General features: G+C 43.1%; 16 protein-coding genes. 7 read left to right on the top strand and 9 right to left on the bottom strand.

The window, feature by feature from the left end; all coding sequences use genetic code 11:
- Positions 1-12 precede the first annotated feature (12 nt).
- The gene (fdxA, locus tag V6252_RS06805; RefSeq protein WP_101205516.1) at positions 13-336 is read right to left on the bottom strand and encodes a ferredoxin FdxA; all 324 of its coding nucleotides are present in this window, start codon (positions 334-336) and stop codon (positions 13-15) included.
- A 206-nt stretch (positions 337-542) separates the two neighbouring features.
- Complete coding sequence (mutS, locus tag V6252_RS06800) at positions 543-3644, bottom strand: DNA mismatch repair protein MutS (protein WP_341609837.1); 3102 nt, start codon at positions 3642-3644, stop codon at positions 543-545.
- Positions 3645-4099: 455 nt separating this feature from the next.
- On the opposite strand from mutS, the gene secA reads away from it, so the two are divergent.
- Positions 4100-6901: a preprotein translocase subunit SecA gene (gene secA, locus V6252_RS06795; protein ID WP_102090801.1), complete on the top strand. Its 2802-nt coding sequence runs from the start codon at positions 4100-4102 to the stop codon at positions 6899-6901.
- A gap of 241 nt (positions 6902-7142) precedes the next feature.
- Positions 7143-7676 (top strand): hypothetical protein, encoded by a 534-nt coding sequence (locus V6252_RS06790; RefSeq protein WP_341609836.1) that lies wholly within the window; start codon positions 7143-7145, stop codon positions 7674-7676.
- Between the two features lie 125 nt (positions 7677-7801).
- Here the strand turns inward: V6252_RS06790 and V6252_RS06785 are convergent, their stop codons facing one another.
- The 5 genes from V6252_RS06785 to V6252_RS06765 all read right to left on the bottom strand — a co-directional run bounded on the left by V6252_RS06785 (position 7802) and on the right by V6252_RS06765 (position 13763).
- The gene (locus tag V6252_RS06785; RefSeq protein WP_341609835.1) at positions 7802-8368 is read right to left on the bottom strand and encodes a YsnF/AvaK domain-containing protein; all 567 of its coding nucleotides are present in this window, start codon (positions 8366-8368) and stop codon (positions 7802-7804) included.
- Between the two features lie 247 nt (positions 8369-8615).
- Entirely contained in the window at positions 8616-9464 is an 849-nt protein-coding gene (locus V6252_RS06780; protein WP_191114655.1) for a DUF2382 domain-containing protein, read from the bottom strand.
- 398 nt (positions 9465-9862) lie between these two features.
- A complete protein-coding gene (locus tag V6252_RS06775; RefSeq protein ID WP_102090797.1) occupies positions 9863-11044 on the bottom strand; it encodes a thiolase family protein in 1182 nt (393 codons plus the stop codon).
- Between the two features lie 109 nt (positions 11045-11153).
- Entirely contained in the window at positions 11154-12494 is a 1341-nt protein-coding gene (locus tag V6252_RS06770) for a homoserine dehydrogenase (RefSeq protein WP_341609834.1), read from the bottom strand.
- Positions 12495-12911: 417 nt separating this feature from the next.
- Positions 12912-13763, bottom strand: coding sequence for a DsbC family protein (locus V6252_RS06765; protein WP_341609833.1), 852 nt, complete (start codon positions 13761-13763; stop codon positions 12912-12914).
- A 405-nt stretch (positions 13764-14168) separates the two neighbouring features.
- Here V6252_RS06765 and V6252_RS06760 point away from each other — a divergent pair, with 405 nt between their 5' ends.
- Positions 14169-15110, top strand: a complete 942-nt coding sequence (locus V6252_RS06760; RefSeq protein ID WP_341609832.1) for a DUF808 domain-containing protein — start codon at positions 14169-14171, stop codon at positions 15108-15110.
- Positions 15111-15226: 116 nt separating this feature from the next.
- On the opposite strand, the gene V6252_RS06755 is transcribed toward V6252_RS06760, so the two are convergent.
- Positions 15227-19378: an Rne/Rng family ribonuclease gene (locus V6252_RS06755; protein ID WP_341609831.1), complete on the bottom strand. Its 4152-nt coding sequence runs from the start codon at positions 19376-19378 to the stop codon at positions 15227-15229.
- A 1190-nt stretch (positions 19379-20568) separates the two neighbouring features.
- Between V6252_RS06755 and V6252_RS06750 the strand changes: the two genes are divergently transcribed.
- Positions 20569-21579 (top strand): RluA family pseudouridine synthase, encoded by a 1011-nt coding sequence (locus V6252_RS06750; protein WP_101205527.1) that lies wholly within the window; start codon positions 20569-20571, stop codon positions 21577-21579.
- A 133-nt stretch (positions 21580-21712) separates the two neighbouring features.
- Entirely contained in the window at positions 21713-22420 is a 708-nt protein-coding gene (locus V6252_RS06745; RefSeq protein ID WP_341609830.1) for an HAD-IA family hydrolase, read from the top strand.
- Between the two features lie 124 nt (positions 22421-22544).
- On the opposite strand, the gene yihA is transcribed toward V6252_RS06745, so the two are convergent.
- Positions 22545-23315: a ribosome biogenesis GTP-binding protein YihA/YsxC gene (gene yihA, locus V6252_RS06740; RefSeq protein WP_341609829.1), complete on the bottom strand. Its 771-nt coding sequence runs from the start codon at positions 23313-23315 to the stop codon at positions 22545-22547.
- A gap of 404 nt (positions 23316-23719) precedes the next feature.
- Between yihA and V6252_RS06735 the strand changes: the two genes are divergently transcribed.
- Together V6252_RS06735 and V6252_RS06730 are read left to right on the top strand one after the other, a co-directional pair.
- Positions 23720-24055 (top strand): c-type cytochrome, encoded by a 336-nt coding sequence (locus tag V6252_RS06735; protein WP_057758239.1) that lies wholly within the window; start codon positions 23720-23722, stop codon positions 24053-24055.
- A 318-nt stretch (positions 24056-24373) separates the two neighbouring features.
- Positions 24374-25042: a c-type cytochrome gene (locus V6252_RS06730; RefSeq protein WP_101205531.1), complete on the top strand. Its 669-nt coding sequence runs from the start codon at positions 24374-24376 to the stop codon at positions 25040-25042.
- The last annotated feature ends 342 nt before the right edge of the window (positions 25043-25384 follow it).

Raw genomic sequence — 25384 nt, 5'->3', positions numbered from 1 at the left:
TTAAGAAAATGATTATCTCTCTAAATACTGAATCTTACCTTCTACGCCGTCCCACTTTTCAGCTTCTGGCATTTGCCCTTTCATCTCAGTGATGTTTGGCCATTTTTGTGCCAGCTCTTCATTTAGCTGAGTGAACATTTCTTGGTCTTTGGGTACTTCATCTTCTGAGAAGATAGCATTGGCGGGACATTCAGGCTCGCATAGCGCGCAGTCGATGCACTCATCAGGATCGATGACTAGGAAGTTTGGTCCTTCATAAAAGCAGTCCACAGGACAGACTTCTACACAGTCGGTGTATTTGCAAAGAATGCAGTTATCTGTAACGACAAAGGTCATAGTGAGGTCTACCTGTTATTGGATTGGCTGATATAGTCAATCTCTTTCAAGAGAATTATCGTGTCAGCCTTGCCTGAAGTATGATTTATACCTCTGCGCTCAGCTGCAGTGTAATTCTTTTGGATTGAATCAACTATAAGGGCTACATAGAATAGTTGGAAAATAAAGCGTATTTTAGCGCCTTTACTACACTTTGACAATTCCCTTTAATGACTAATGATTTTCTTCAGATGATAAAGTAAATCATGCGCTTGCTTGGGCGTTAGACTATCAGGATCAATCATGCTCAGCTCATCTTGTAGGCTAAATAGCTGATTTTGTTTTGGATTATCCGTTATGTCTGTCGCTTGAGCAGTATGATTTATTTCTTGATCTAGAGTAGCATCATTATAACTCTCTTCTCGTTTATCCTTTACTGACTTAGCTAATTCATTTTTATCATCAATAGTTTTTGCTTTATCTACGGTTAAATGGTCTAACTGTAAGTTGTCTGCTAAATAGCGCTTAGCATCCTCTAGCACTTGGGTGGGAATACCAGCCATCTTTGCGACATGTAACCCAAAGCTAGAACTCGCTGCACCATCTTTAATTTGGTGCAATAGCAATAACTGACCATCAACTTCACTGGCTGCTACATGGACATTACGGATATTAGCATGGTGGTTACCAGTACCCTTTGTCAATTGTGTCAGCTCAAAATAGTGAGTGGCAAATAATGTCAGGCAGCCAATCTCGACTAGGCGATTGACACAGGCATGAGCAATGGCAAGACCATCAGTAGTGGCAGTACCGCGGCCGACTTCGTCCATTAATACCAGTGATTTATTGGTAGCTTGATTTAAGATATTGGCCGTCTCAATCATCTCTACCATAAAGGTCGATTTGCCACCTGCCAAGTCATCAGCTGAACCAATACGCGTAAAGATGCGGTCGATATCACTAATATGAGCACTAGCTGCTGGCACAAAGCTGCCGCAATGCGCGAGCAGTACAATCAGCGCGGTCTGGCGCATATAGGTAGATTTACCACCCATATTAGGACCGGTAATCAGAAGTAATCTTTCAGGGTGTTCATTGCTACCTAGTGCGCAGTCATTGGCGACAAAGTGGTTTGTATTTAACGAATTACCGTTCCTGCTGTTTGAGTAGGTTTGATTTAATGCTGCTTCAACCACAACATGACGACCTTGACGAATATCAATGCTGGTTTGATTTTTGGTCACTGATTCGCTTTGGTCTTTTGTATGTAGACCCATGATTGGACGCTGCCAGTTATACGTCATGGCAAGTTGGGCCCAATTGCTTAGTACATCTAATTGGGCAATAGCCGCGCTAAGCTGTTGTAGATCAGCCAAATGTTGGTTTAATTGAGTGAGCAGCTCTTGATATAGCTGTTTTTCACGCGCTAATGCCAAGGACTGGGCGCTTAGATATTCTGTCTCGACTTCCTTTAGCTCATCAGTGATAAAGCGTTCACTACTTTTGAGCGTTTGCCGACGGATAAAGTGGGCAGGGGCATTCTTCGCCTGCATTTTGGGCAATTCAAAATAGAAGCCACTAACTTTATTAAAGCCGACTTTTAGACTCGGTAGTTGGTTGTCTTGACGGGCATGCTCTACCATTTCGTCTAGCGTCGATTGGATATTGTCATGCAAATGGGTAAGGCGATCAAATTCTTCATCGTAGCCCGCCGCTAGCATTCCGCCATCACGGATATGAGCAGGCGGTTCAATGATAATAGCGCGCTCGATTAATTCGGCGACGGATTGAACAGCAGGTAACTCAGCTGGCAATTGCTGCATCAGCATTGGTAATAGACCCGCGTCTTCATGGCTGATACCGGATTCTGTCAATAGAGTAGTAAGCTGAGCACTACTAGCGATACCATCGGAAAGCTTGCGCAAGTCACGAGGCTTGGCACTCATTAGCCCGATTCGACTGCTGATTCGTTCAATATCGCCAATAGTATTCAGCGTTTCTCGTAAACGTGTAACCAGTAAACTATCTTTCGAGTCTTGGTTTGACTCAATAGAGTCACTCTTTGGATTTAGCAAACAAGTTATCGCATCTAGACGCATATTGATACGGGAATGCTGACGCAGTGGACGCTTCATTTGCTGCACGAGTAAACGCTTGCCCATCGGAGTCTGACATTGATTCAGCACAGATATCAAAGAAGTGCCGTTGCTACTAACAGGGGTAAATAGCTCGAGATTTTGTTGGCTATTGGCATCGATAATTAGGTAGTCATCGCTGTACTCGACAATGAGTTGGTTCACTTGAGGCACGTGGCGTTGCTGAGTTTGACGTGCATAGTGAATAAGCGCAGCGCAGCTGGTTTGTGCAAGTGGAGCCTCATGAATGCCTAACCCATCGAGACGCTGGACTTCGAACTGCTGACAAAGTGTGTCACTAGCATGCTCACGATGAAAGTCATTGGCAGCGACTTCTATAATAGGGCAGTCCAGATTTTGTCGTAACCACAGTAGCCACGCTGAATCATTGCTTCCAATGCTGCCGCCAACGCCATCAATAAGCGCTTCACTAATGATGCATTCACTGGGCGCAAAACGTGCCAACACAGTAAGCATTTGGGTTTGCAGACCATCTATATCGTTTTTATCTGCTATCAATGTCTGGGTAGTCAGTGTACCCGCAGCCAAATCCATCTGGCTAACGGCTGCTTGTAACGTCTGGCTATTGTCTTGCGTTTTCACAGTCGCAATATCGATGGCAACCACAGTCGGCGTATGATTAGGTGCAATCAACGCGTCATCAGTAATGGTACCTGCTGTAAGTGTTTTAACTACTTCACGGCGCATGATGCTACCAGCAGCAGATTTGCTTTTATCTTTTTTCTGTTTATCGCCCATCGCAGGGACATTAGACTTATTATCAGCGTTGCCAGTTGTCGATTCGTCAATTTGCTCACATACGACTACTGTCTGACCAGCCGCGATCAAGCGTGCCATATAGCTATCGGCTGCATGGAATGGCACACCCGCCATAGCTATCGTATTGCCTGCTTTATCCGTACCACGGCGCGTCAATGTGATATCTAGTATTTGCGCTGCACGCTTGGCATCGTCAAAGAACAGCTCATAGAAGTCACCCATCCGGTACAAGAGCAATGCTTGTGGATAGTTGGCTTTCATGGTTAGATATTGCACCATCATCGGTGTATGGTCTGCTAGGTTATAGACGGTATCGCCTATATTTAAGCAGTCAGAGGTCTCTTGTTTTGATAAGGGTTTTTCTGATGAATTAGGCGTTGACGACTGATTTTGTACAGATGGTTTTACGGTCATGCAGAGTCTCTTATAGTGCTTTAATGAGTGTTAATAAGTATTTTGTGATAGAGATACTAAAGGGTTATTTGTCTTATGTACGAATTTGATAGATAGCTTTAGCTTTATTAAGAAGCTAGTCACTTGTAGATAAATGGCTCCACGACAAGTTTTGAGCCAAGATGCAGTGGTAGCAAACGTATAAAAATCAAACCGCGACAAACAAATAAAGTCGCTGAAAAAGCTAAGAAATTTAAGAAGGTATTCGCTATTTTAACACGTCCTACTAGGTTTTTACTGTGGCAAATATCTACTCGCTGCCCTTGTATCCATCAGCGTCATAACCATATATAATGACGGCACACTTAATTGGGCGATACTAAATTAGGTAGTACTTAGTCGGGTGATGACAAGGCAGAGAGCTAAGCTTTGGCTAATGCGCACTAATTATCGAATATTCCATAGGTCAAAAAATTATGTTATCAAAGATTATAGGCAGTGTGGTTGGCACCAAAAATGACCGCGAATTAAAACGCATGCGTAAAGTGGTCAGCAAGATCAACGCACGAGAGGCTGAAATACAAGCCCTGTCTGATGAGCAACTACAACAAAAAACTGAAGAATTTAAAGCCAGACATCAAAAAGGTGAAAGCTTAGATGCATTACTGCCAGAAGCATTTGCTGTCTGCCGCGAAGCATCATTGCGTGTCAATGGCATGCGTCACTATGACGTGCAGCTGATCGGTGGTATCACCTTGCACGAAGGCAAAATCGCTGAGATGAAAACTGGTGAAGGTAAAACCCTAATGGGAACCTTGGCTATGTACTTAAATGCGATCAGCGGTAAAGGGGTTCATCTGGTCACGGTCAACGATTATTTGGCTGCACGTGATGCTGAGCTAAACCGTCCGTTGTTTGGGTTTTTGGGTATGACTGTTGGTGTGATTTACTCACAGCAGCCGCCACAAGAAAAAATCGAAGCTTATCAAGCCGACATTACCTATGGTACCAATAACGAATACGGTTTTGATTATCTGCGCGATAACATGGTGTTTAGTCTTGCTGAGAAAAAACAGCGCCCGTTGAACTTTTGTATTATCGATGAAATTGACTCAATCTTGATTGATGAAGCTCGTACGCCGCTTATCATTTCGGGTCAAGCTGAAGATTCTTCACGCATGTACGCGCTGATTAATACGATTATTCCTGTGCTGATTCGTTCAAAAGATGAAGAAGCAAACAAGAACAATGAAGAAGAAGACTTCTGGATTGATGAAAAGAATCGCCAGATTGAGATCAGTGAAAAAGGCTATGAAAAAATCGAGCGCTTCTTAATCGAAGTGGGCGAGCTGGGTGAAAACGAAAGCTTATATAGCCCAAGTCGTTTGCCACTTTTGGCTCACGTTCAAGCTGCCATCCGTGCGCATCACGTATTTGTCAAAAACGTTCACTATATCGTGGATGAAGGCGAAGTGGTCATCGTTGATGAAAATACAGGCCGTACCATGCCTGGTCGTCGCTGGTCAGAAGGCTTGCATCAAGCAGTCGAGGCGAAAGAGAACGTTGAGATCCAAGCAGAGAACCAAACGCTTGCCACCACGACATTCCAGAACTACTTCCGTTTATACGACAAGTTATCTGGTATGACGGGTACCGCTGATACTGAAGCTGCCGAGTTCAAATCTACTTATGATCTAGATGTCATCGTGATTCCAACGCATGAGCCGATTGCTCGTATCGATATGGATGACCAGATTTTCTTAACTAAGTTAGGCAAATACAAAGGCATCATTCGCGAAATTAAAGAAATTCAAGCCAAAGGCGCGCCAGTACTGGTTGGTACAGCGACGATCGAGGCTAGTGAAGAGTTGTCTTACTTGCTTGACCAAGAAGGCGTTAAGCATAACGTCTTAAACGCCAAGCAGCATGAGCGTGAAGCAGAAATTATTGCACAGGCAGGTAGCCCAAAATCAGTCACAATCGCCACCAACATGGCGGGCCGTGGTACGGATATTATCCTTGGTGGTAACTGGCAGTCGTTTATCGAAGATATCGATGCGGTTAGTCCAGAGGAGATGCAGCGTCTAAAGTCTCAGTGGCAAGTCAAACATGACCAAGTTGTAGCAGCTGGTGGTTTACATATCATCGGCTCTGAGCGCCATGAGTCACGTCGTATCGATAACCAGCTACGTGGTCGTGCTGGTCGTCAGGGTGACCCTGGCATGTCACGCTTTTTCTTATCGCTCGAAGATGATCTGATGCGTATCTTCGCAGGCGATCGTGTGGTCAACATGATGCGTGCGATGGGTCTCAAAGAAGACGAAGCCATCGAACATAAAATGGTCTCTAAATCGATCGAAAATGCGCAAGGCAAAGTTGAGAGTCGCGATTTTGATGCCCGTAAAAACCTATTGAAATACGATGATGTTGCCAATGAGCAGCGTAAAGTTATCTATGGTCAGCGTGATGATTTATTAGCAGAGATGGACTTATTAGAAGCCATCGAAGTGATGCATCATGAAGTGTATAACGCGATGATAAATCAGTTTATTCCGCCTGGCTCTATTGATGATCAGTGGAATATTGACGGCTTAGAAGACGAGTTAGAAGACGAATTCAAAATCTCAATGCCGATTAATGATTGGTTAGATGAGGATCGTCGTCTGGATGAAGAAGGGCTGCGTGAGAAAATCGTTCAAACGGCGATAGATCGTTATCACAGTCGCCGTGAGCAGATGGGTGAAAAAGACGCCGCTCAGCTTGAGCGTCATTTCATGCTACAGAGTCTAGATAAGCATTGGAAAGAGCATTTAACGCAAATGGATCAGCTACGCAAAGGTATTCATCTGCGGGGTTATGCACAGAAAAACCCTGAGCAGGAATACAAGCGTGAGTCGTTTGAATTGTTCCAAATGATGCTTGGTGCAATTAAGTCTGAGACTGTACAAGACTTATCACGTGTTCATATCCCAACCAAGGAAGAGCTGGAAGCATTAGAAATTCAGCAACGTGAGAACGCTGCCCATATGCAAATGCAGTTTGAGCATGACGATGTAGATAACTTGGATAGCAATGCGAGTGGTTCAGCTGCTCAGCCGCAACCACAAAGCCGCACTCTAAACAGCGGTGCTGCGGCAGCTGGCGTTGGTGCTGCTATAGCAGGTAATGGTAGTAATGCTAATGAACCAAACCCATATGCAGGTATGAATATCAGTCGTAATGCAGCGTGTCCTTGTGGATCAGGTCTTAAATACAAGCAGTGTCATGGTAAAATCTAATCGTTAGTTATGGCAAATTATTAGCTATATACTGAAATGCTATTAAAGCAAGCTCTTACCTGAAAAAGCCCTTATCTTAAGTAGATAGGGGCTTTTTTATATCTGTTAAATAACTTATGCAAACTTAAAACTTGCTAGACTAAGACCAATAAACACTTTGTATTGATTACTTACAAATTCAGCATAGGCGTGAATTTATGGACACGCTATAGTGTTTAACATATTTATTTGGGAGAGTGTCATGAGTGTAGAATTCTTAAAAAAAGTACGCAGCTCAGTAGTTTTATCAAGTTTGTTGGCTGGCGCCTTGACGGTCAGTGCTTGTCAGCAACAGGCAGAGCCAGAGTCGGGCATGGAAGACGGTGCTAATATAGAAGAGTCTGTTCCAATGTCAGCGGAGCCTGCTGAACCTAGTGATGTCGTCGTCGATACCGAAGACGCTTCACTTAACGAAGTAGAAGGTGATACCACCGCTTCAGTAAACAGCGGCGTGATGCAGATGTCATATCTATGTACCCCTGAACTAAAAGTTGAGGCGACTTATAAAGAAGATGCCAATCAAGTTGTTGTCGCAACCGACATGGGTACAGTAACGTTGAACCAGACAAATGAAGGTAGTAATCCTGAAGTGTTTGAAGTGGCGACCGCAATTGATGGTGGTCAAGGGTTCACACAATGGCGCGTAGGGCACGAAGCTCGTAAAACTGGCGTTATGCGTACTGCTGGTACCGATGAGTCGAATGTTAATACATTCGAGTGTAATGAAGCCTCATAGTTGGTCTGCAATACTTAGTGAGTGATAGGCATTAGAAAAAGCAACGCTAAGATAGCGTTGCTTTTTCATGTTGTGAAATAATCTTTATCAATCATACTATTTTATAGTAACTAAACTATCAGCGCTTATTTTAACGGAGTTGTATCAGAACCATGAGCCAACAGACCTTCTTCAGTCACATCTAACTCTTCATGCTTGAGCTCTACTTGAATGCTATCAGTATGCACATGGGTGCTTTTGTTAATTTCAATGTCTTGAATAGCGTAGGTGTCTTTGGTAATAGTAGCCACTTGGCGAGATAGCACAATATCAATCGGTTCATCGCCAATCTCTATTTGTTTACCATTAATGGTCACTACAGCTTTGCTATCCAAAGAAGGCTCGACGTGGCGCAATATGTCTTTTTCATCGTAATTGCCAGAGAGTAAGTCTTGGCTCTCCACGTCATGGTACTCAGTACGAATGGTGATATATTCTTCTACCAACTCAATTGGCACTTCGACAGTTTTAGTACGTGAATGCTTGGTGACGGTCACTTTACCCACGTCCAAGCGTTCTTTGTTAATCACAGGACGTTCTTCTAATAGTTCTAAGTGGCCAACATTGACAGTATTGTTCGTCTGCTTCGTTGAGATATTCTGTTCTTTATCCAAGTTATCTTGGTAAAGGCTGTTTCCATTTTCAGTAGTCATTGTTATTCCTTTATAATTATAAAATGATGAATTTCTAATAATTTAAAACGCTATATGTTAACCAACCACATATATTAACTAGCTACATTGAATACTATAAACCATTCGCTCATGTTATGAATACAAAAAAGACCAGAGACATGCTCTGATCTTAATGGCTAAACATATAAGCTTAGCTACTTATTACTATCATATTTAACTAACGATACAGGAAACTTACGTCGTTAAACTATGACGTATTAGCATGTTACATGCCACGAGCACGGCGTACATCTTCTGCTGTAATACCATCGCGGTCTACCAAGTTACCTTCACGGTCTACTACGTTGCCGTCGCCATCAACATCTAGCTCTTCGCGTTGAATGGTCTCAATTAACGTCTCAGTATGGTGATCGGTCGTCTTGCCCACGTTTACTTCTTCAGAAACATAGGTTTCTTTGCTGACACGAGCACGTTCAGCTTGTAGTTCGACTTCAACTGTTTCAGTAGCATCGAGATCGCCGATTCGACGGTCTGTTGGACGATCTACGCTGGTACGTTGAATATTGGCATGTTCTTCTTCTAGATCTACATCGACATTACGCTCTTCAGTGACGACATGCTTACCCACTTTTACTAGACCAGCAACGATACGGTCTTTGTTTACTGTCAGACGCTCTTCTAATAGCTCTAGTGTATTTGGCGCGTCATAAGAGTGGTCGGCAATATCAACGCGATCTTCTACAGGGAGTGTATCAGCAGTAAACGCTTGACGATCTCTTTCGTACTGCTCTTTGTAGCTGTACTGATAATCGTGATCGTATACTTCCATGGCCTCTACTTGTGTTTTGGTCAAGCTATCAAAGAAGACATCATCACCAACGATACGTGCTAGACCTGCTGGTACTAGTACTTCTTTTGAACTAAACCAGCCGCCTGCGTCTACGATTAAGTAACGAATACGACCAGTGGTGTCTTCTACTAAGGCACCTTCAATCTTACCAATTTTTTCTTCGTTAATACCGTAAGCAGTTTTGTGTGTTGGATCATAATAGTCATCACCAATCAAATCTTGATGAGTAGCTTGGATATCTTTTAAACGGATTAGTTGACTCATTGTTATATTCCTTTTTTGCGAGTTTATTTTTTATAATGTAATGGTTGATGTTGTTATTAATTTTTAGTAAAACCATATTTATTGCAGTTAACGGTAAGCCAAATGAATAGCTTCCCTATCAACTTGTAGCTATCCTAACACCGTGATTTTTGATGAGATATATGAGCAAGGTAGCAAAGTGTGCGCTTGCAGTAATTGCGTGTAATAGGCTGTAAGTGGCATAACATAGGAGGGGGTAGAAGTTAACGAGTCTTTACATAGAGTAATATTCAACATTCATCGAAAGAAAGCAGACACAAAAAAACCGCATTACCATTAGCAATGCGGTTTCTCAATAAACAATAATTATCTAAGTATTATTTAGCTAACTTACTTTAAGTCAGCTAAACCTACTTTATTTAAGCAAGTTCAATAGCAACAGCTACCGCTTCACCACCACCGATACATAGCGTTGCGATGCCTTTTTTGCCACCAGTACGTTTTAGAGAGTTGATAAGCGTAATCAGAATACGAGCACCTGAACAGCCTACTGGATGGCCAAGGGCACATGCACCGCCTTCGATATTTACTTTGGCATGATCAAGTTTCAGCTCGTCCATCGCAGCCATAGTAACCATCGCAAAGGCTTCGTTAATTTCCCACAGATCTACATCATCTACTGACCAGCCAGCGCCTGCTAATACTTTTTCGATGGCACCGATTGGCGCAATGGTGAACTCGCTTGGGTGACGTGAGTTTGAGGCAGTAGCAACAATGCGAGCTTGATAGTCTAGGCCTTCAGCTTTCGCTTGTGACTCTTTCATTACTACGACGGCTGCAGCACCGTCTGAGATTGAGCTAGCGTTTGCAGCAGTAATCGTACCGTCTTTAGCAAATGCTGGACGTAAAGTAGGAATGCGATCAGCATTAGCAAGGGCAGGTTGCTCATCGGTATCAACAGTTTGCTCGCCTTTGCGAGTGGCAAACGTGACAGGCTCGATCTCATCTTTAAAATGGTTGTCTTTGATAGCAGTCAGCGCACGGTTCAATGATTCAATAGCAAACTCATCCATTTGCTCACGTGTATAGCCTTTTTCATCAGCCATTTCTTGAGCAAACATACCCATTAGCTTACCAGTATCAGCATCTTCTAGGCCATCTAAGAACATATGGTCTTTGACTTCTTTGTGACCCATACGATAGCCGCCACGTGAACCTGGCATGATATACGGTGCATTGGTCATTGATTCCATGCCACCTGCAACAGCGACGTTGAAGCTGCCTGCTTTAATACCATCATGCGCTTGCATGACTGCTTTTAGGCCTGAACCACAAAGTTTATTGATTGTGACAGCACCAGTCGCATCCGGCAGACCTGCTTTACGCATGGCTTGACGAGCAGGGCCTTGACCCAAACCTGCCGTCAAGATACAACCCATAATGACTTCATCAACACTGTCAGCGCTAACACCTGAGCGTTCGACAGCAGCTTTGATAGCGGCGGCACCCAGCTCGGTAGCACTCATGTCTTTTAGTGCGCCTTGAAAGCCGCCCATTGGTGTACGTGCGCCGTTTAGGATTACAATTGCATCATTTGACATCGTTATTATTCCTTGTTGTGCGTTTTGATTAAGTATCTACCAAGAAATCAGATGCCGATTGGCTAGCTTTTGCTTATATTATAAGCATCTGTCTTCTTCAGTATGTGGTTTATGCTAGCTCATCTAATCGTATGCGTACCACTTTATCAGTAATGGTCTCTAATTTTTCAATTTTTTCGATAGCAAGATTCATCTGACTTTCGACCACAGGTAGCGTCAGAATAATCACCGGCACTTGGCCTACTTTATGCGCAGGCTTTTGCAAGATTGCATCGATATTGATACCAGCATCACTTAGGATGCGCGTGATATCTGCCAATACGCCTGGGCTATCATAAGCATGCACACGCAAATAATATCCAGTTACCATCTGATCAGCACGCAATATAGGCGTGTCTGATAGCTGCTCAGGGATAAACGCTAAATGCGGGACATGGTGTCCAGTGTTGCTCTGATCGTCGCGGTCTTTGCTACCCAGTACACGAACCAAATCCATGACATCGGCCATCACTGCAGAAGCAGTTGCACCAGCACCAGCGCCATCGCCACAATAGAGCGTCTGCCCAAGTGGATGTGAGTTGACCAGTACTGCGTTTTTCACACCATTGACGTTAGCCAATAGCGCATCTTGTGGAATAAGTGTCGGATGTACACGTAATTCAACCCCTGCGTCATCATCGTTTTCGCTATCGCGGCGTACTGCAAACCCTAAATGCTTGATACGGTAGCCAAGTTCTTCGGCATAGTTTACGTCTTGCAGGGTAATACCAGTAATACCTTCACAGTAGACTTTATCAAACTGTAGCGGAATACCAAAAGCGATAGAGGCGAGTAGCGCCAATTTATGAGCAGCATCAATACCTTCAACATCAAAAGTAGGATCTGCTTCTGCATAACCTAACTCTTGTGCTTCGCTCAATACGTCAGCAAACGGACGACCCTTATCACGCATTTCGGTCATGATAAAGTTACCAGTGCCGTTGATGATACCCGCGAGCCAGTCGATTTTGTTGGCAGCAAGTGCTTCACGCATTACCTTGATAATTGGAATACCGCCTGCTACCGCTGCTTCATAAGCAACATGCACATTGTTTTCTTCAGCGAAGGCAAAAATCTCATTACCGTGTTCAGCGAGTAGAGCCTTGTTTGCCGTGACCACATGCTTGCCGTTTTTAATAGCCTGCATAATGACGTCTTTGGCTAAGGTAGTACCACCAATCACTTCGATAACAATATCGACATTATCGCTTGCGGCAATTGCCATCAAGTCGCTGTTTTGCATGATATTGGTATCAATATCATCACGCTGACGACGCGTACCGACTTCGGTAATAATAATGTCGCGTCCGCTACGGCGTTTTAGCTCATTTAAATTGTCATTGATCAGATTGATCACGCCCGTTCCGACGGTGCCTAGACCAAGTATCGCTAGTTTGATGGAATTACTCACAGTATCCTCAAGAGGTTAAATATAATGAAGTAAGTATAAGCGGTGACAGTGTCAAATGAGTCTGCGACATCAAACATAACGTCTGTGCGCATTGTCTAGTGCTACCTGCCTATCTACTTCATCATAGTTGAATAAAAAAGCTCAAATAAAAAGGGTGTTACTCATTTTGCATCGCGCTTTATCGTATCATACCGACAAGGCATTGTGACGTCTATACAACCTCATAAAATCCAATGTTCTGAAGGTTAATGTCATAAAAGCCAATGTTATAAAGACAACGTCATCAAGGTTATATCAGCTTACGATTATAAAAAAGCAGTAGCTTCAATCTTGTTTGGCATATGTATATGTCATTTATGCTTGGTTACCAGTATTAGTCACTCTAATATGAGTGATTAATACTGGTAATTCATATGATTAGTTAGCGCCTACTGCTTGTGCCAATTCTGCTGCAGGTAAGTAGCCGCCTACTTGTTGTCCTGTTTCGGTAAACACCGCAGGCGTACCGCGCACACCAAGTCTTGAGCCTAGAGCCATATGTTCTTGCACAGGGTTGGCACAGCTAGGGCCTTGTACATTGGCACCGATTTTTGCTTGATCCATCGCAGCTTTACGATCCTGACTACACCAGATAGCTTCCATTTTTGGTACAGACTCTTGACTGCGTGGCCATGCCAGATAACGAACCTCGATACCGCGCGCATTGATATCATCCATTTCTGAATGTAATTTGCGACAGTAGCCACAGTCTGCATCGGTAAAGGCATAGATGACAGCTTTGGTTTCGCCTTTTGCTGGATAAATCACCATGTCTTTTTTATCTACGGCTTTTAGCGCTTCTTGTGCTGTCGTAGCAACTAGGGCGGCACTGATATCAACCGGAGCGGCATCACCCACAGCGATGATCTGACCTTGAATAATATGCTTGCCAGCTTTATCAGTAAAGAAAGAAGGTAGACCTTCAGCGGTCACCCAATAAATACCATCCATATCTGTCGGTACAGCTGAGACAATAGTTTCCTCGATACCAGAGCTTTTTAGATTCGCCTGTAACGCCTTCACCACGGTTGTATCATTACCAGCTGAAGGCTTAGTAGTAGCTTTGGTCTGTGCAGCGTTTACAACACTGGTATTGCTGGTTGCATCAGCGGCATTGTTTGAGCAGCCAGCAGCGATACCAACTAACAGCGCACTCATCATAAAACGAGATAGAACGGTACGAGAAAGAGGATTACGCAAGGTAGTATTTTTGATAGTGGGGAACGGCATACGGGTTTCCTATAGGCGTCGCGCCTAATCATGAGTTCGTTATAAAAAGCGCTATAAACTTTTCTATATAGTAATGTGTCTTGGCAGTGTTTTAAAGGTCTAACATTGAAGAAGTTTTTATAACTTATTGATAATAAAAGATAGGTAATAACAGCCTTCATATTACCATATTTACGCTAAATAATAGCAAAGGGAAGGCAGCCAAGAAGTATCAATAAAGCCAACTTTAAAGAATAGCTATCAACATAAATTCAAAAAACAAGATACATTTGTGCTATTTAACATAGTTGCTTGAACTTGTAGTCTAAGGCTAATCGCATTGTTTTTATAAAAATCTATATAAAATGCGTTGTATAAACTATTTGAGAACGACTTACTTTAACAAATTTGCTTTAAGGAGCACACATGGCAGGTGCCAGTTTATTAACCTTACTCGATGACATCAGCGTCTTAATGGATGATGTGAGCGTCATGACCAAAGTTGCCGCCAAAAAAACCGCGGGCTTAGTTGGTGATGATTTAGCACTCAATGCCGAGCAGGTCACAGGGGTTAAGCCAAATCGTGAGCTCCCCGTCATTTGGGCAGTTGCCAAAGGCTCTGCCGTAAACAAAGTGATTTTAGTACCAGCGGCGCTATTGATCAGTTATTTTATACCGTGGTTGATTACTCCGCTATTGATGATCGGAGGGTTATACCTGAGTTATGAAGGGGCTGAGAAGGTCATTCACAAGTTTTGGCCGAAGTTGTTGCCTCATGATGAAGAGCAAAATGCCCGTTTAAAAGCCAATGCAGATGAGTCGGTAGATTTGGTCGCGTTTGAAAAGGACAAAATCAAAGGTGCCATACGTACAGACTTTATCTTATCAGCTGAGATTATTGTTATCTCTTTAGGCGCAATTACAGCAGCTGGTGGCGATATTGTCCAAAAAGGCATCGTACTTTCGATAGTGGCTGCTGTCGTGACCGTCGGTATTTACGGCTTAGTTGCAGGCATCGTAAAGATTGATGATGCAGGTCTGCACTTGATTGAAAACTCACAAGCAGGTGATAGTAAGCGCAAGTTTGGCGAGTTTATGCTTGCAGCTGCGCCAAAGCTTATGAAGTTTTTATCCATAGCGGGCACGATTGCGATGTTCTTGGTGGGCGGCGGTATTATCGTTCACGGTATCGGCTTTTTGCATCACAGTGTAGAAGATATTGCTCATCTTACTGGGGTATTTGAAGGGTTAACCGTGTCATTGTTAAATGGATTGGTCGGACTGATTGTTGGCGCTATTGTAGTAGCTATTGTTACTACTATTGGTAAAATCCGTGGTAAAGATGACACAGCGTCTTCTGCACACTAAGCTTATCTGCTTTTTATTGTCTCTCGTTTGAATTAGCAAGTAAGTTTAACTGTATTAAAATAAAAAGCCCCAAAGCTACGAATAGCTTTGGGGCTTTTACGTTTGAGCTTATGTAACTAGCTATCGCTATCTGTATCATCAGATGCGAGCTTTTCAGCCTGCGTCGGCTTCTTATGCTCCGTCTTAGGCTTACGACTGCGCGCCTTTGGTACTTTTGGCGTAGTCAGATTAAACATACCGGTCTGTGGTAGCAATTGCTCAGCCACATTTTCGATCATGTTTTTATAGCTGGCTATGGTCGTCTTAGACTTAGCTGCTTGACTATCATCTTTGCTAGCCTCTTTAGTATCTTCTACTACTACCGATTCAATCGTCTGCTCAGTCTCTGCAGCATCTTCTACCTCATTGACAGTTTGCTCTGTAGAGGTTTCGACTTCTACATCCTTAGCCTCTGACTGAGCACGCTCGACTTCTAGCAAGTGCTCACTATCAAAACTGACGTTTTCTGTCTGTGTCTGATTGGCTAGGGCAGTTGCTTCAACGTGATGCGCATCGACTTCACTATTAGTTTGCTCGACGATAGCTTGTTCAGCAGGCACGCTCAATACAGCGGGTTCCTGATAATCAGGATGCTGTCCGCGCGGATCGTTGCTAGCACGCTTAGTGATAGCACGTGGTTCAACGTCTGTCTTACCTTGTGCTGCTGCGAATTGACTGACTGCTTGAGTCATCACTTCAAAGCGTGCAAGGTAGTCGGCAGCCAATGGTTGATAGCCATAATTGCTAAAGTCAAAGCTCTGGCTAGCAGCATTAGAGCTATTATTAGCACCCTGAGATTGCTCATTATGCAACGCAATAGTCGCGATAAAGCAGTTGATAATGCCTTCTTCTGCTAAGCGCGTTTGCGCCTCTGGTAGCGTGGCACGAATAAACTCACCAACCGTGCCGCGTATTGCTGGCACCTTAGTAGCAGCTGGCTTGTCCGCTTGAGCGGCTTGCTGAGCGAGTACTACACGTGGATCGTTACTCGCTTGACCGAATTTCTCAGCAGTTACGTAACGTGTGCCAAATAGTGCTTCATGGGTTAGCTCAAGTGCTGAGTTACTTACATTACTTGTGCTTGCACTATTACTATCAGCCTGAGTATTTTGAGCTTCATCACTCTTACTCACATTTTCGGCAGTCTTGGTTTCCTGCTGTTTTGGAGTCTGAGTTTCTTTAGTTTCTTCTACGTCAGTAGTTACCGACGTTGGAGCTTCCGCTTTACTTTCGGTGTTACTCGTAGAGGTCGATTGAGCTTCTACAACTACAGGTGCTTTTTTCTCTTCAGCAGCCTGCTCATGCTTAGGTACATCGTTTTGTACCTTAGCTTGTACGGTAGATGCACGCTTATCATCATTTACCTGATTAGCATTCCCTTCCACCGTACTTTTTTCGTTATCATTTTTCTTGTCAGCATTCGGAGCACTGGTGTTTTGCTTGCCAGTGTTCTGCTCACTGCTACTATGCTTATCAGTAGGTTTTTGAGCGGCTGTTTCGTTTGAGCGCTCATCTTTTGCTACGTTATTCGTCGTGCTTCGCTGCTCACTAGGCTGAGTTTTGGCCTGTGTAGATTTGCTATCATCCAAAGATAGATGAACCACTTCAGGCGCCTTTAGCTCAGTTGGCGCTTCATTAACCTGTAGCACGACCTCGTTAGGGTCCTGATTGCGGCGCGTGTTAGATTGATTTTTGCTATTGGCAGCATCGTTGTTTCTAGCGTTCTGCTGTTTGCTATGCTTAACGCTGTCAGCCGTTAGTGTCTCACCGCGCTCTAGCTTACCGCGTGAGCCGCGTTGGCTATGCGATTTACGCTTAGTACGGGTTTGCTCATCTGCTTTAGAGCTGTTTTCGTTATCAGCATCATTGCGCTCACTTGCGTTACGATTGCTGTTCTGTTGATTGCTATCTTGGCGGTTATTACGATTGCGATCGTTCGTACGTCTGTTATCGTTCTGACGCTTGTCTTGCTGTCTTTGGTCTTGAGTATCAGACGATTTGTCATCAGCACTGTTTGAGCCAGTATTTTCTGAGCTACTGTTTACGTTGCCAGTAGTCTCGTCAGTTGCCTCTTTTCTTTGACGCGGCTTAGAAGATCTAGACTTACGCGGCTTACGTCTTCTTCTGTCTTCATTGCTGCTGTCGTCAGTATCGCTATCATTACGACGCGCCTGTTGGCGATTAGCGTTGTTATCTGACTGTTGGCTGTCGTTTTTCTGACTGTTATTTTGTTGAGTTGGCTGCTCACCAGTTGAAGCGGCACTATTCAATGCATTGCTATCAACTTGACCAAACGAGCCTAAGCTTTGCGCGCCCGTGTTTACTAGCGCTTCGATTGCTTCAGCGGCATCTCGGCTACTGACACTAGGTGTTGTAGTAGCTTGCGGTGCTTGAGCAAATAGGTTTGATAACCACGCAACGGCTTTTGGTTGAGCAGTAGTTTCAACACTCTGTGTTTGCGGTGCTACTGGGGCGGCAACACTAACGTTTTTATTGGCTTGCGGTGCAGGTGCAGGCGACACGTCGTTGGTGTTTTTATGATTACGACGATCATTGCTATGATTTACCGTATCGTTCTGTGCTTGCGTAGTTGCATTCGACTGCGTGTTTGAGCGGCTCTGCTTATCCTCTGCAGTTTTACGAGGTTGGCGAGTAGGTTGCTGTTCAGGACGCTCTTTTTCAGCAGTCTGCCAGTCAACGTTGTAGCCAAGGTCACTGTGCTCTTGTTGCTGAGTATCAGTGATACGCTCATAGCTCGATGGTGCAAAGCCATCACGGTTGAAATGGAGCTTGAAGTTTGGTGATTCTAAATGCGCGTGTGGCAAAATAGTGATACGCGTGCCACTGTCTTGCTCAAGATAAACCAAGCTATCGCGCTTCTCATTTAATAAGAATGCTGCGATGTCAGTCGGGACTTCTGCCTGTACTTCACCTTGACGTTCTTTAAGGGCGATTTGCTCAATTTGACGCATGATAGATAGCGACAATGAACGCAAGTCACGAATCATACCGTTGCCATGACAACGTGGGCAGATATAGCCAGTTGATTCTTCTAACGAAGGACGTAGACGCTGACGGCTCATTTCCATTAGACCGAACTTAGAAATATCACCAAATTGAACGCGTGCACGATCGTATTTGGTCGCGTCGATGAGACGTTTTTCTACTTCTTTTTGGTGCTTATTGTCATTCATGTCGATGAAATCAATAACGATCAAACCACCCATATCACGCAAACGAAGCTGACGAGCAATCTCATCGGCTGCTTCTAAGTTGGTATGGTAAGCGGTCTCAGCAACATCTGAACCTTTGGTTGACTTAGCTGAGTTAATGTCGATAGAGACCAGTGCTTCTGTTTGGTCAATAACGATTGAACCACCTGAGGGCAGACGAACTTCACGCTGATAAGCGGTTTCGATTTGTTTTTCGATATTGAAGCGCGAAAACATCGGTTCATAATCGGTATATTTGCGTAGCTTTTCGGCTTGTTTTGGCATTACCGCATCGATAAACCCAGCCGCTTCAATGTAAGCGTTTTCGTTATCAATCCAAATCTCAGCGATATCATCACGCAGATAATCACGAACAGCACGTGTGACAACGCCCGCTTCTTGGTGAACTAAGCGCGGTGATGGGTATTTTTGGTTCTGTTCTTGAATGGCTTGCCAAATGTTGAGCAAGTGATTTAAATCGTGCTGCAAGTCTTCTTGAGTTTTACCAATACCCGCAGTACGAATGATGACACTCATGCCTTTTGGTAAATCAAGATTGCTCAGCATACGCTTCATATCTTCGCGTAGTTTGCCCGAGATTTGACGTGAGATACCACCGCCGCGAGGGTTGTTTGGCATCAATACCAGATAACGACCGGCTAATGAGACATACGTCGATAGGGCAGCGCCTTTATTACCACGCTCTTCTTTTTCGACTTGGACGATTAGCTCGTCACCTTCTTTGATCAGCTTTTTGATATTTTCGTCGCGTGGGTTGCCGCTTAGGTATTCAGCAGAGATTTCGCGAATCGGCAAAAAGCCTTGACGCTGAGAACCGTATTCGACAAATACTGCTTCAAGCGATGGCTCGACACGGGTCACATGGCCTTTATAGATATTAGACTTTTTTTGCTCGCGAGTACGGTTTTCTAGGTCGAAATCGTACAGATGATTGCCTTTGCATAAGGCGACACGAATTTCTTCGTTTTGAGTGGCGTTGATCAAAATGCGTTTCATATTTGTATCCTATGAGTACGCATGACAACGATAAGACAGTCTTTAGGACATAGTAGCAAGTGTGGCTAATATTGTGATTAGCGTGTGTAGATGTTCATTAACGGTAGAACGTAAATCGTGGGTTTCATAAAGCACATGGGCTTTTTCAATGGCTTCTTTTTTTACCTGAAGTAATGAGCGGCGCTCACGTTAATATCAGTAATATAGGGTGTAAGGCTACGGTACTTATATTTTATCATCAGTAAACTTGGTACATATATGATTGGGTCAGCGAGTCAAAGCGCTTTTGTTCTCAGTACGTTCTATTGGTAGTGATTTCAGCGCACGTTGTAAGCGTGGGCGAGGGTCAGTTACAGTTCTAAAAAATACTGATATTAAAAAGGCATGGTGCTGTTGCCATTCATCCATCAAAGTCTAACAATAATATCGCGGTCATGATTGCTACTATATAGTGGCGTCATTCAGCGGTTGTTTGTTCAGGGGAAGCAATTGGTTACTCTTTGTTTATCGTTCTTTGTATAACGTCAATAATATCTTGGGTGTCTCAAGGTTAGGTGTCGCAGCTTTTGTTATCAGCGGGGCGTACTTGGCAAACAGAGTAATGGACCAGCTTGTCAGCGTGGTATCGTATTTACATTGTTATCGTCATCTGTTTGACCACCAATACTTAGGCAGCTATCGATATACTTTTCGATCCTAACGCTAAACTACCCATACTTGCTCAACTATGCTGGCATAAAGAACCATCAGATAAATAGTCATTAGATAATGATTGGTTATCGAGTACGGTCGTTGTCATGCAATTAGTGAGTCAGTGTTGTGTTGTAATCGGTTAATAAGCTGATTTATTATCAGCGTTATTAACGCGAAGGTATTTAGTGTCACTATTTATTTTATGGTACCGAATAACATTCAGTACAGTATTTTTAATTTGTAGGGATATATTTGGTAAGTAATACCTCTAAATAAATAACGCGCCCTAAAATCAGATGAAACGTGTCATGTCAGCAGGATAAATAGTGTCAACCTCTTTACTGGCAAGTAGTAGAAAACTGACAAGCAATAAAATGGTGGTCAACTATTTGTAACAACAATGATTATTGCTGTCGCCTCTGCTTAATTGTCGCTCAACATGCTAAACTATAGCAAATCTTTGTGTAAATACCTAACTAAAAATGACAAACTCAAAAATGACTGACGACGCTACTACCCATGAAGCCCCTGCTATTTTTAATAGCAAAACACGTCCACAAAGCGCTGACGATGAGATTAGCAACTTCGGTAAGGTGAACTACCTTGAAGTAACACGCCATCAACACGACCAGCGTTTGGATAACTTTTTGTTAAACCGTCTAAAAGGTTTGCCAAAATCACATATCTATAAAATGATTCGCTCAGATGAGATACGTGTCAATAATAAGCGCTGCAAAGCACACGATAGAGTGCAGCGTGAAGATGTGGTACGTATCGCCCCTGTAGAGCTAGCAACGCGCGAGAAACCAATTATTAGTACCGAGTTTGCCAAGAGCTTGCTGGCTCGTGTGGTCTATGAAGATGACGGTTTGTTAGTGCTAAATAAGCCCTCTGGTATAGCTGTGCATGGCGGTAGCGGCTTGGACTTTGGGGTTATCGAAGCGATGCGTGAAGTGACGGGTAAAAAATACCTAGAGCTAATCCATCGCATTGATAAAGACACATCAGGGCTACTGATGATTTCCAAAAAACGCTCAACGCTCAAAGTATTGCAGCAGCACTTGGTAGATAAGACCATTCAAAAGCACTATCTGTGTCTTGCCAAAGGTCAACCTGCACTTAATGAGCAACGTATTAATGCGCCATTGCTACGTTATACGCTTGCCAGTGGTGAGCGCCGAGTGAAAGTAGATAGCCAAGACCCACAAGCGAAAGAAAGCCAGACTGATATTATTATTCATGATCGCTTTACGATTAATAGTCAACCAGTCAGCTTAATTGAAGCTAAGCCATTGACGGGTCGCACTCATCAAATCCGTGTGCATTTGGCACATATCGGTCATGCTATCTTGGGTGATGACAAATATAACGTTCATGACAAATCAGGCGTCCATCGTCTATGTTTACATGCATGGCGCTTAGACATTCCAGGCTACAAGACCATTACTGCGCCATTGCCAGACGATATGGCAGATTGGTTACCAGAAACAACGAAATTGCCTGAATAGTTTTTTAAAATAAACTCTTAAGCCAAACTATTTTTGTATTTTCCTAAACGTCACGATATCTTATTTTTACGAATAAGCCACCGTGACGTTTTAGTATCTGCTATTTATTACTTTTATTCATTAAGGTAAACCCATGACCAAACCAGCTACAATTTCAGAAAACATCATAAATGCTCAACCATCAGCAGAACACAATCTGTCTGATAAGACGTTGATTATTTTTGATTGGGACGGCACGTTAATGGATTCAATCGGCCTGATTGTTGATTCTATGCATGTGGCTGGGGAAACACACGGGTTTAAGACGACTGATAAAGCTGTAAAAGACATTATTGGTCTGAGTTTAATGAATGGCATTAAGATTTTATATCCGCAGGCAAACGATGCGCAGTTGCTTGCCATTCAGCAAACCTATGCAGAGTACTATATTGCAAATAGTCACAGTACACCGCTCTTTGAACCGATAGAGCGTATGTTGCAAACTTTGCAACAGCAAAGCAAAACGCTCGCCGTAGCAACTGGCAAAAAAAGAAAAGGGCTAGATCGTGTATTAGATGCCTCCGATAGCCATGATTACTTTGCGATTACGCGTTGTGCTGATGAGTCAGGCTCAAAACCTGATCCGCAGATGTTGACCGATATCTTGGATTATACGCAGCAGCAGGTTTCTGATGCTGTGTTTATCGGTGACAGTATCTATGACATTCAAATGGCAACAGCATTGGGCATGACCAGTATAGCGGTGAACTATGGTACGGCAACGAGTGCAGAGCTTGCTGCGCAAAATCCAACCTATCAGGTTGATACTCCACAAGCGCTAGCGGCTTTGCTATGCGGGTAGAGCTACTTTTATAATTCTTATTGTTTTTATAACATAACGATAATAATAATGAGTGAATAAACAGGCAATAAAAAAGGGTTTATCGTAATAGCGATAAACCCTTTTTTGCTAAAGACAACGATATCTATTTGTTTTCTTTTTCAATGCTCTCTTTTTCACCGCTTTCTTTTTCAATAGCATCTTCTAACTCATCGCCTTCTAGTAACGCAAAAGATGACTCAATGATTTTGTCTGCATCAAGCTGATACTCATACCAGTTGCCCATTATCCCAGCCAACTCGTCAAGACCTTCTTTTCTGAGAGCCGAAAACAACTGAATGGTACAGTTTAAGCCCAGTTTTTTCAGTCTTTTACGAGTCTCAAGGAGAGCGTTTTTAGAAGCACCGTACTTCAGTTTATCTGCTTTAGTTAGCAGAATGTGTACTGGTAGTTCACCATCGTTTGCCCAGTGCAGCATTTGCTCATCAAAAAACTTAAGCGGATGACGAATATCTGTCATCAATACCAGACCTGCAAGGCTTGAGCGTGATACCAAGTATTCTTCTAGCTCAACCTGCCATTCTTTTTTCATCTCTAGCGGAACAGCTGCATAGCCGTAACCAGGCAAATCGACCAAACGTCTGTCAGTATCACCGATACTAAAAAAGTTAATCATCTGCGTGCGTCCAGGTGTCTTAGACGAGCGAGCTAATTGACGTTGATTGGTTAAGGCGTTGATGGCTGATGATTTGCCAGCGTTTGAGCGACCTGCAAAAGCGACTTCCAATCCCATGTCAGGTGGACAGAGACGAAAAGTAGGTGCTGACATCATAAACTCAGTTTGCTGAATTTTCTGACGAGATTTGGTATTGAACAAGGCATGTTCAGCGGCGACATCGTTAAACGGGGTACTCATAAATGGCTCATTAATCTCAAAAAATTGGATGCGATTATAAAATTTTAGTCAGCTGATGATTCAAGTCATCGGTGCGGTCAAGTAATTGGTCAAGCGATAGGTAAATCAAGTTAAAAGGCTGTTCTTTATCAATACAGTTATGTGCAAATCATAAAAGTAGCTATTTAATATTACTGGCTATTCTATACTATTCCGTGTCTTACTTATTGAAATAACTGCGATTAGCATCATATAAATAGTAGGATAACATTAAAGTTGGCCAGTCATTAAGACAAGTTCTCAGCTTTAACAAAGCCATATCCAAATTCACTATGTTTATATGACATATATTGTTACAATGTTTAACGAAGGATGTTTAATAGAACGATTGATGAGACACGTGAAATATCACGAGGAGGTGCTCTATGTTTTCAATCAGTAAACTTCTTAGCACGAGTTATCGCGCTATAACGGCTAGTAGTGCTGCACTATTATTAAGTGGCATTATGATTAGCAGCGCAGGTGCGGCGGATATCGCCACTACCTATAATAACTCATGTGCAGCCTGTCACGATAGTGGGGCGTTAAATGCCATTAAAAAAGGTGATAGTGCCAAATGGCAACAGCTGATTAAACAAAAAAGTATGCCGACGCTTATCAAGTCTGTCAAAGGTGGGATGCCGCAAATGCCAGCAGGTGGGCTTTGCGACAAATGTAGTGATGACGACTATCGTAAACTTATCGAATATATGAGCAAATAATCGACTTATAAATATAATTTAAACATATAAAATAAAGCGCTGGGTTAACAACCTATCTGCGCTTTTTGTTTTTGCGTCATATTGCATATTGTGTTGCCAGAAAACTGATGGATACTATGATTAAGTAGGCAAATGATACAAAGTCTTGCTATAATAATCGAAAATAAACCCTGATGTTAGTAAGTACTTTCAGACTGCTTGTGTCCAAGACCTCAAAATATACGTCATTCTCTTAAGTAATGAGACGGCTATGTTAGGTATCTTACCAGTGCAATCACTCTAAATAATGCTTACGCCGAGCTAGTAGGATTTGTATCAATGAAAAAGTTAATCGCTGCTGCCAGCTTATGCGTTGCAAGTTTCAGCGTACAAGCTGCTATTATTGTTCCTGAATATGACGTCAATGCAGGTCAAAAAGTTGCAGAAACCGTTTGTGCCGCTTGTCATGGTCTTAATGGCGTCAGCATTGTTCCTGCACAGCCAAACCTTGGCGGCCAAAACGTAAAGTACCTATATAAACAGCTAGTCAACTTTAAAGCAGGCTATCGCAAAAACGGTATCATGCAGTCACAAGTTGCTAATCTGTCTCAACAAGACCTAGCCAACGTAGCAGGTTATTACGCCAGTCAAGCGCCTTGGGGCGTCGGTTACGGTAATCCTGCAACTAACCAAGAAGCGACTAAACTATTCTTGGGCGGCGACAAGTCGCGCGGTGTTATTGGCTGTGCCGGCTGTCATGGTCCAGATGCTGCAGGTAATACTTGGGCTGCATTTCCAAAGCTAGGCGGACAGCATGCTCAGTATATTGCTACTCAGCTAAAACTATTCCGTGCTGCTGGACGTGTTGATGATATCGATAGCGATGATCAAAAACGAGTCAATGATGCAGCCAAAGAAGGCGAGATGGGTATGATGCAAACAGTTGCATCGAAACTATCAGATCGTGATATTCGTATCTTGTCAGACTATGTAAGTGCTATTCACTAATTGAGTCGCACTGATTCAATATCTGATACATGCTTTGCTTTGCATAGAAGGCCATTAAGTAAAGCCACTGAGTACTGAATCGTATATTGATTATATCTGAATGACTAAACCCCGATTTCGGGGTTTTTTTATAACTGTTTGTCCCTTATATTAAGACAGTATTTAGATGAATTCACTTACAGAGGCCAGTCGTTGCTCTGTATAATTATAAGTTATCGTTATTCACTTTATACCAATTTTCAAAATACGATTAGCCGTGTCAAACATTTTCAGTCTGCCGTGCGTGGTATTTGCACTTGTTTTGTTTGCTAATCCAGTTTTTGTGAATGGTATTAGATCGTT

The organism is Psychrobacter proteolyticus (assembly GCF_038155145.1).
In the GTDB taxonomy this organism is placed as follows: domain Bacteria; phylum Pseudomonadota; class Gammaproteobacteria; order Pseudomonadales; family Moraxellaceae; genus Psychrobacter; species Psychrobacter proteolyticus_B.
The sequence above is the reverse complement of the archived record's forward strand: the minus strand, read 5'-3'. Positions and strand labels throughout refer to the sequence as shown.

Coding starts and splice junctions, on each gene's coding strand:
- secA (WP_102090801.1), top strand. CDS start 4,100: ATGTTATCAAAGATTATAGGCAGTGTGGTTGGCACCAAAAATGACCGC.
- V6252_RS06750 (WP_101205527.1), top strand. CDS start 20,569: ATGACTGACGACGCTACTACCCATGAAGCCCCTGCTATTTTTAATAGC.
- mutS (WP_341609837.1), bottom strand. CDS start 3,644: ATGACCGTAAAACCATCTGTACAAAATCAGTCGTCAACGCCTAATTCA.
- V6252_RS06755 (WP_341609831.1), bottom strand. CDS start 19,378: ATGAAACGCATTTTGATCAACGCCACTCAAAACGAAGAAATTCGTGTC.
- V6252_RS06790 (WP_341609836.1), top strand. CDS start 7,143: ATGAGTGTAGAATTCTTAAAAAAAGTACGCAGCTCAGTAGTTTTATCA.
- V6252_RS06745 (WP_341609830.1), top strand. CDS start 21,713: ATGACCAAACCAGCTACAATTTCAGAAAACATCATAAATGCTCAACCA.
- V6252_RS06785 (WP_341609835.1), bottom strand. CDS start 8,368: ATGACTACTGAAAATGGAAACAGCCTTTACCAAGATAACTTGGATAAA.
- V6252_RS06730 (WP_101205531.1), top strand. CDS start 24,374: ATGAAAAAGTTAATCGCTGCTGCCAGCTTATGCGTTGCAAGTTTCAGC.
- fdxA (WP_101205516.1), bottom strand. CDS start 336: ATGACCTTTGTCGTTACAGATAACTGCATTCTTTGCAAATACACCGAC.
- V6252_RS06780 (WP_191114655.1), bottom strand. CDS start 9,464: ATGAGTCAACTAATCCGTTTAAAAGATATCCAAGCTACTCATCAAGAT.
- V6252_RS06735 (WP_057758239.1), top strand. CDS start 23,720: ATGTTTTCAATCAGTAAACTTCTTAGCACGAGTTATCGCGCTATAACG.
- yihA (WP_341609829.1), bottom strand. CDS start 23,315: ATGAGTACCCCGTTTAACGATGTCGCCGCTGAACATGCCTTGTTCAAT.
- V6252_RS06765 (WP_341609833.1), bottom strand. CDS start 13,763: ATGCCGTTCCCCACTATCAAAAATACTACCTTGCGTAATCCTCTTTCT.
- V6252_RS06775 (WP_102090797.1), bottom strand. CDS start 11,044: ATGTCAAATGATGCAATTGTAATCCTAAACGGCGCACGTACACCAATG.
- V6252_RS06760 (WP_341609832.1), top strand. CDS start 14,169: ATGGCAGGTGCCAGTTTATTAACCTTACTCGATGACATCAGCGTCTTA.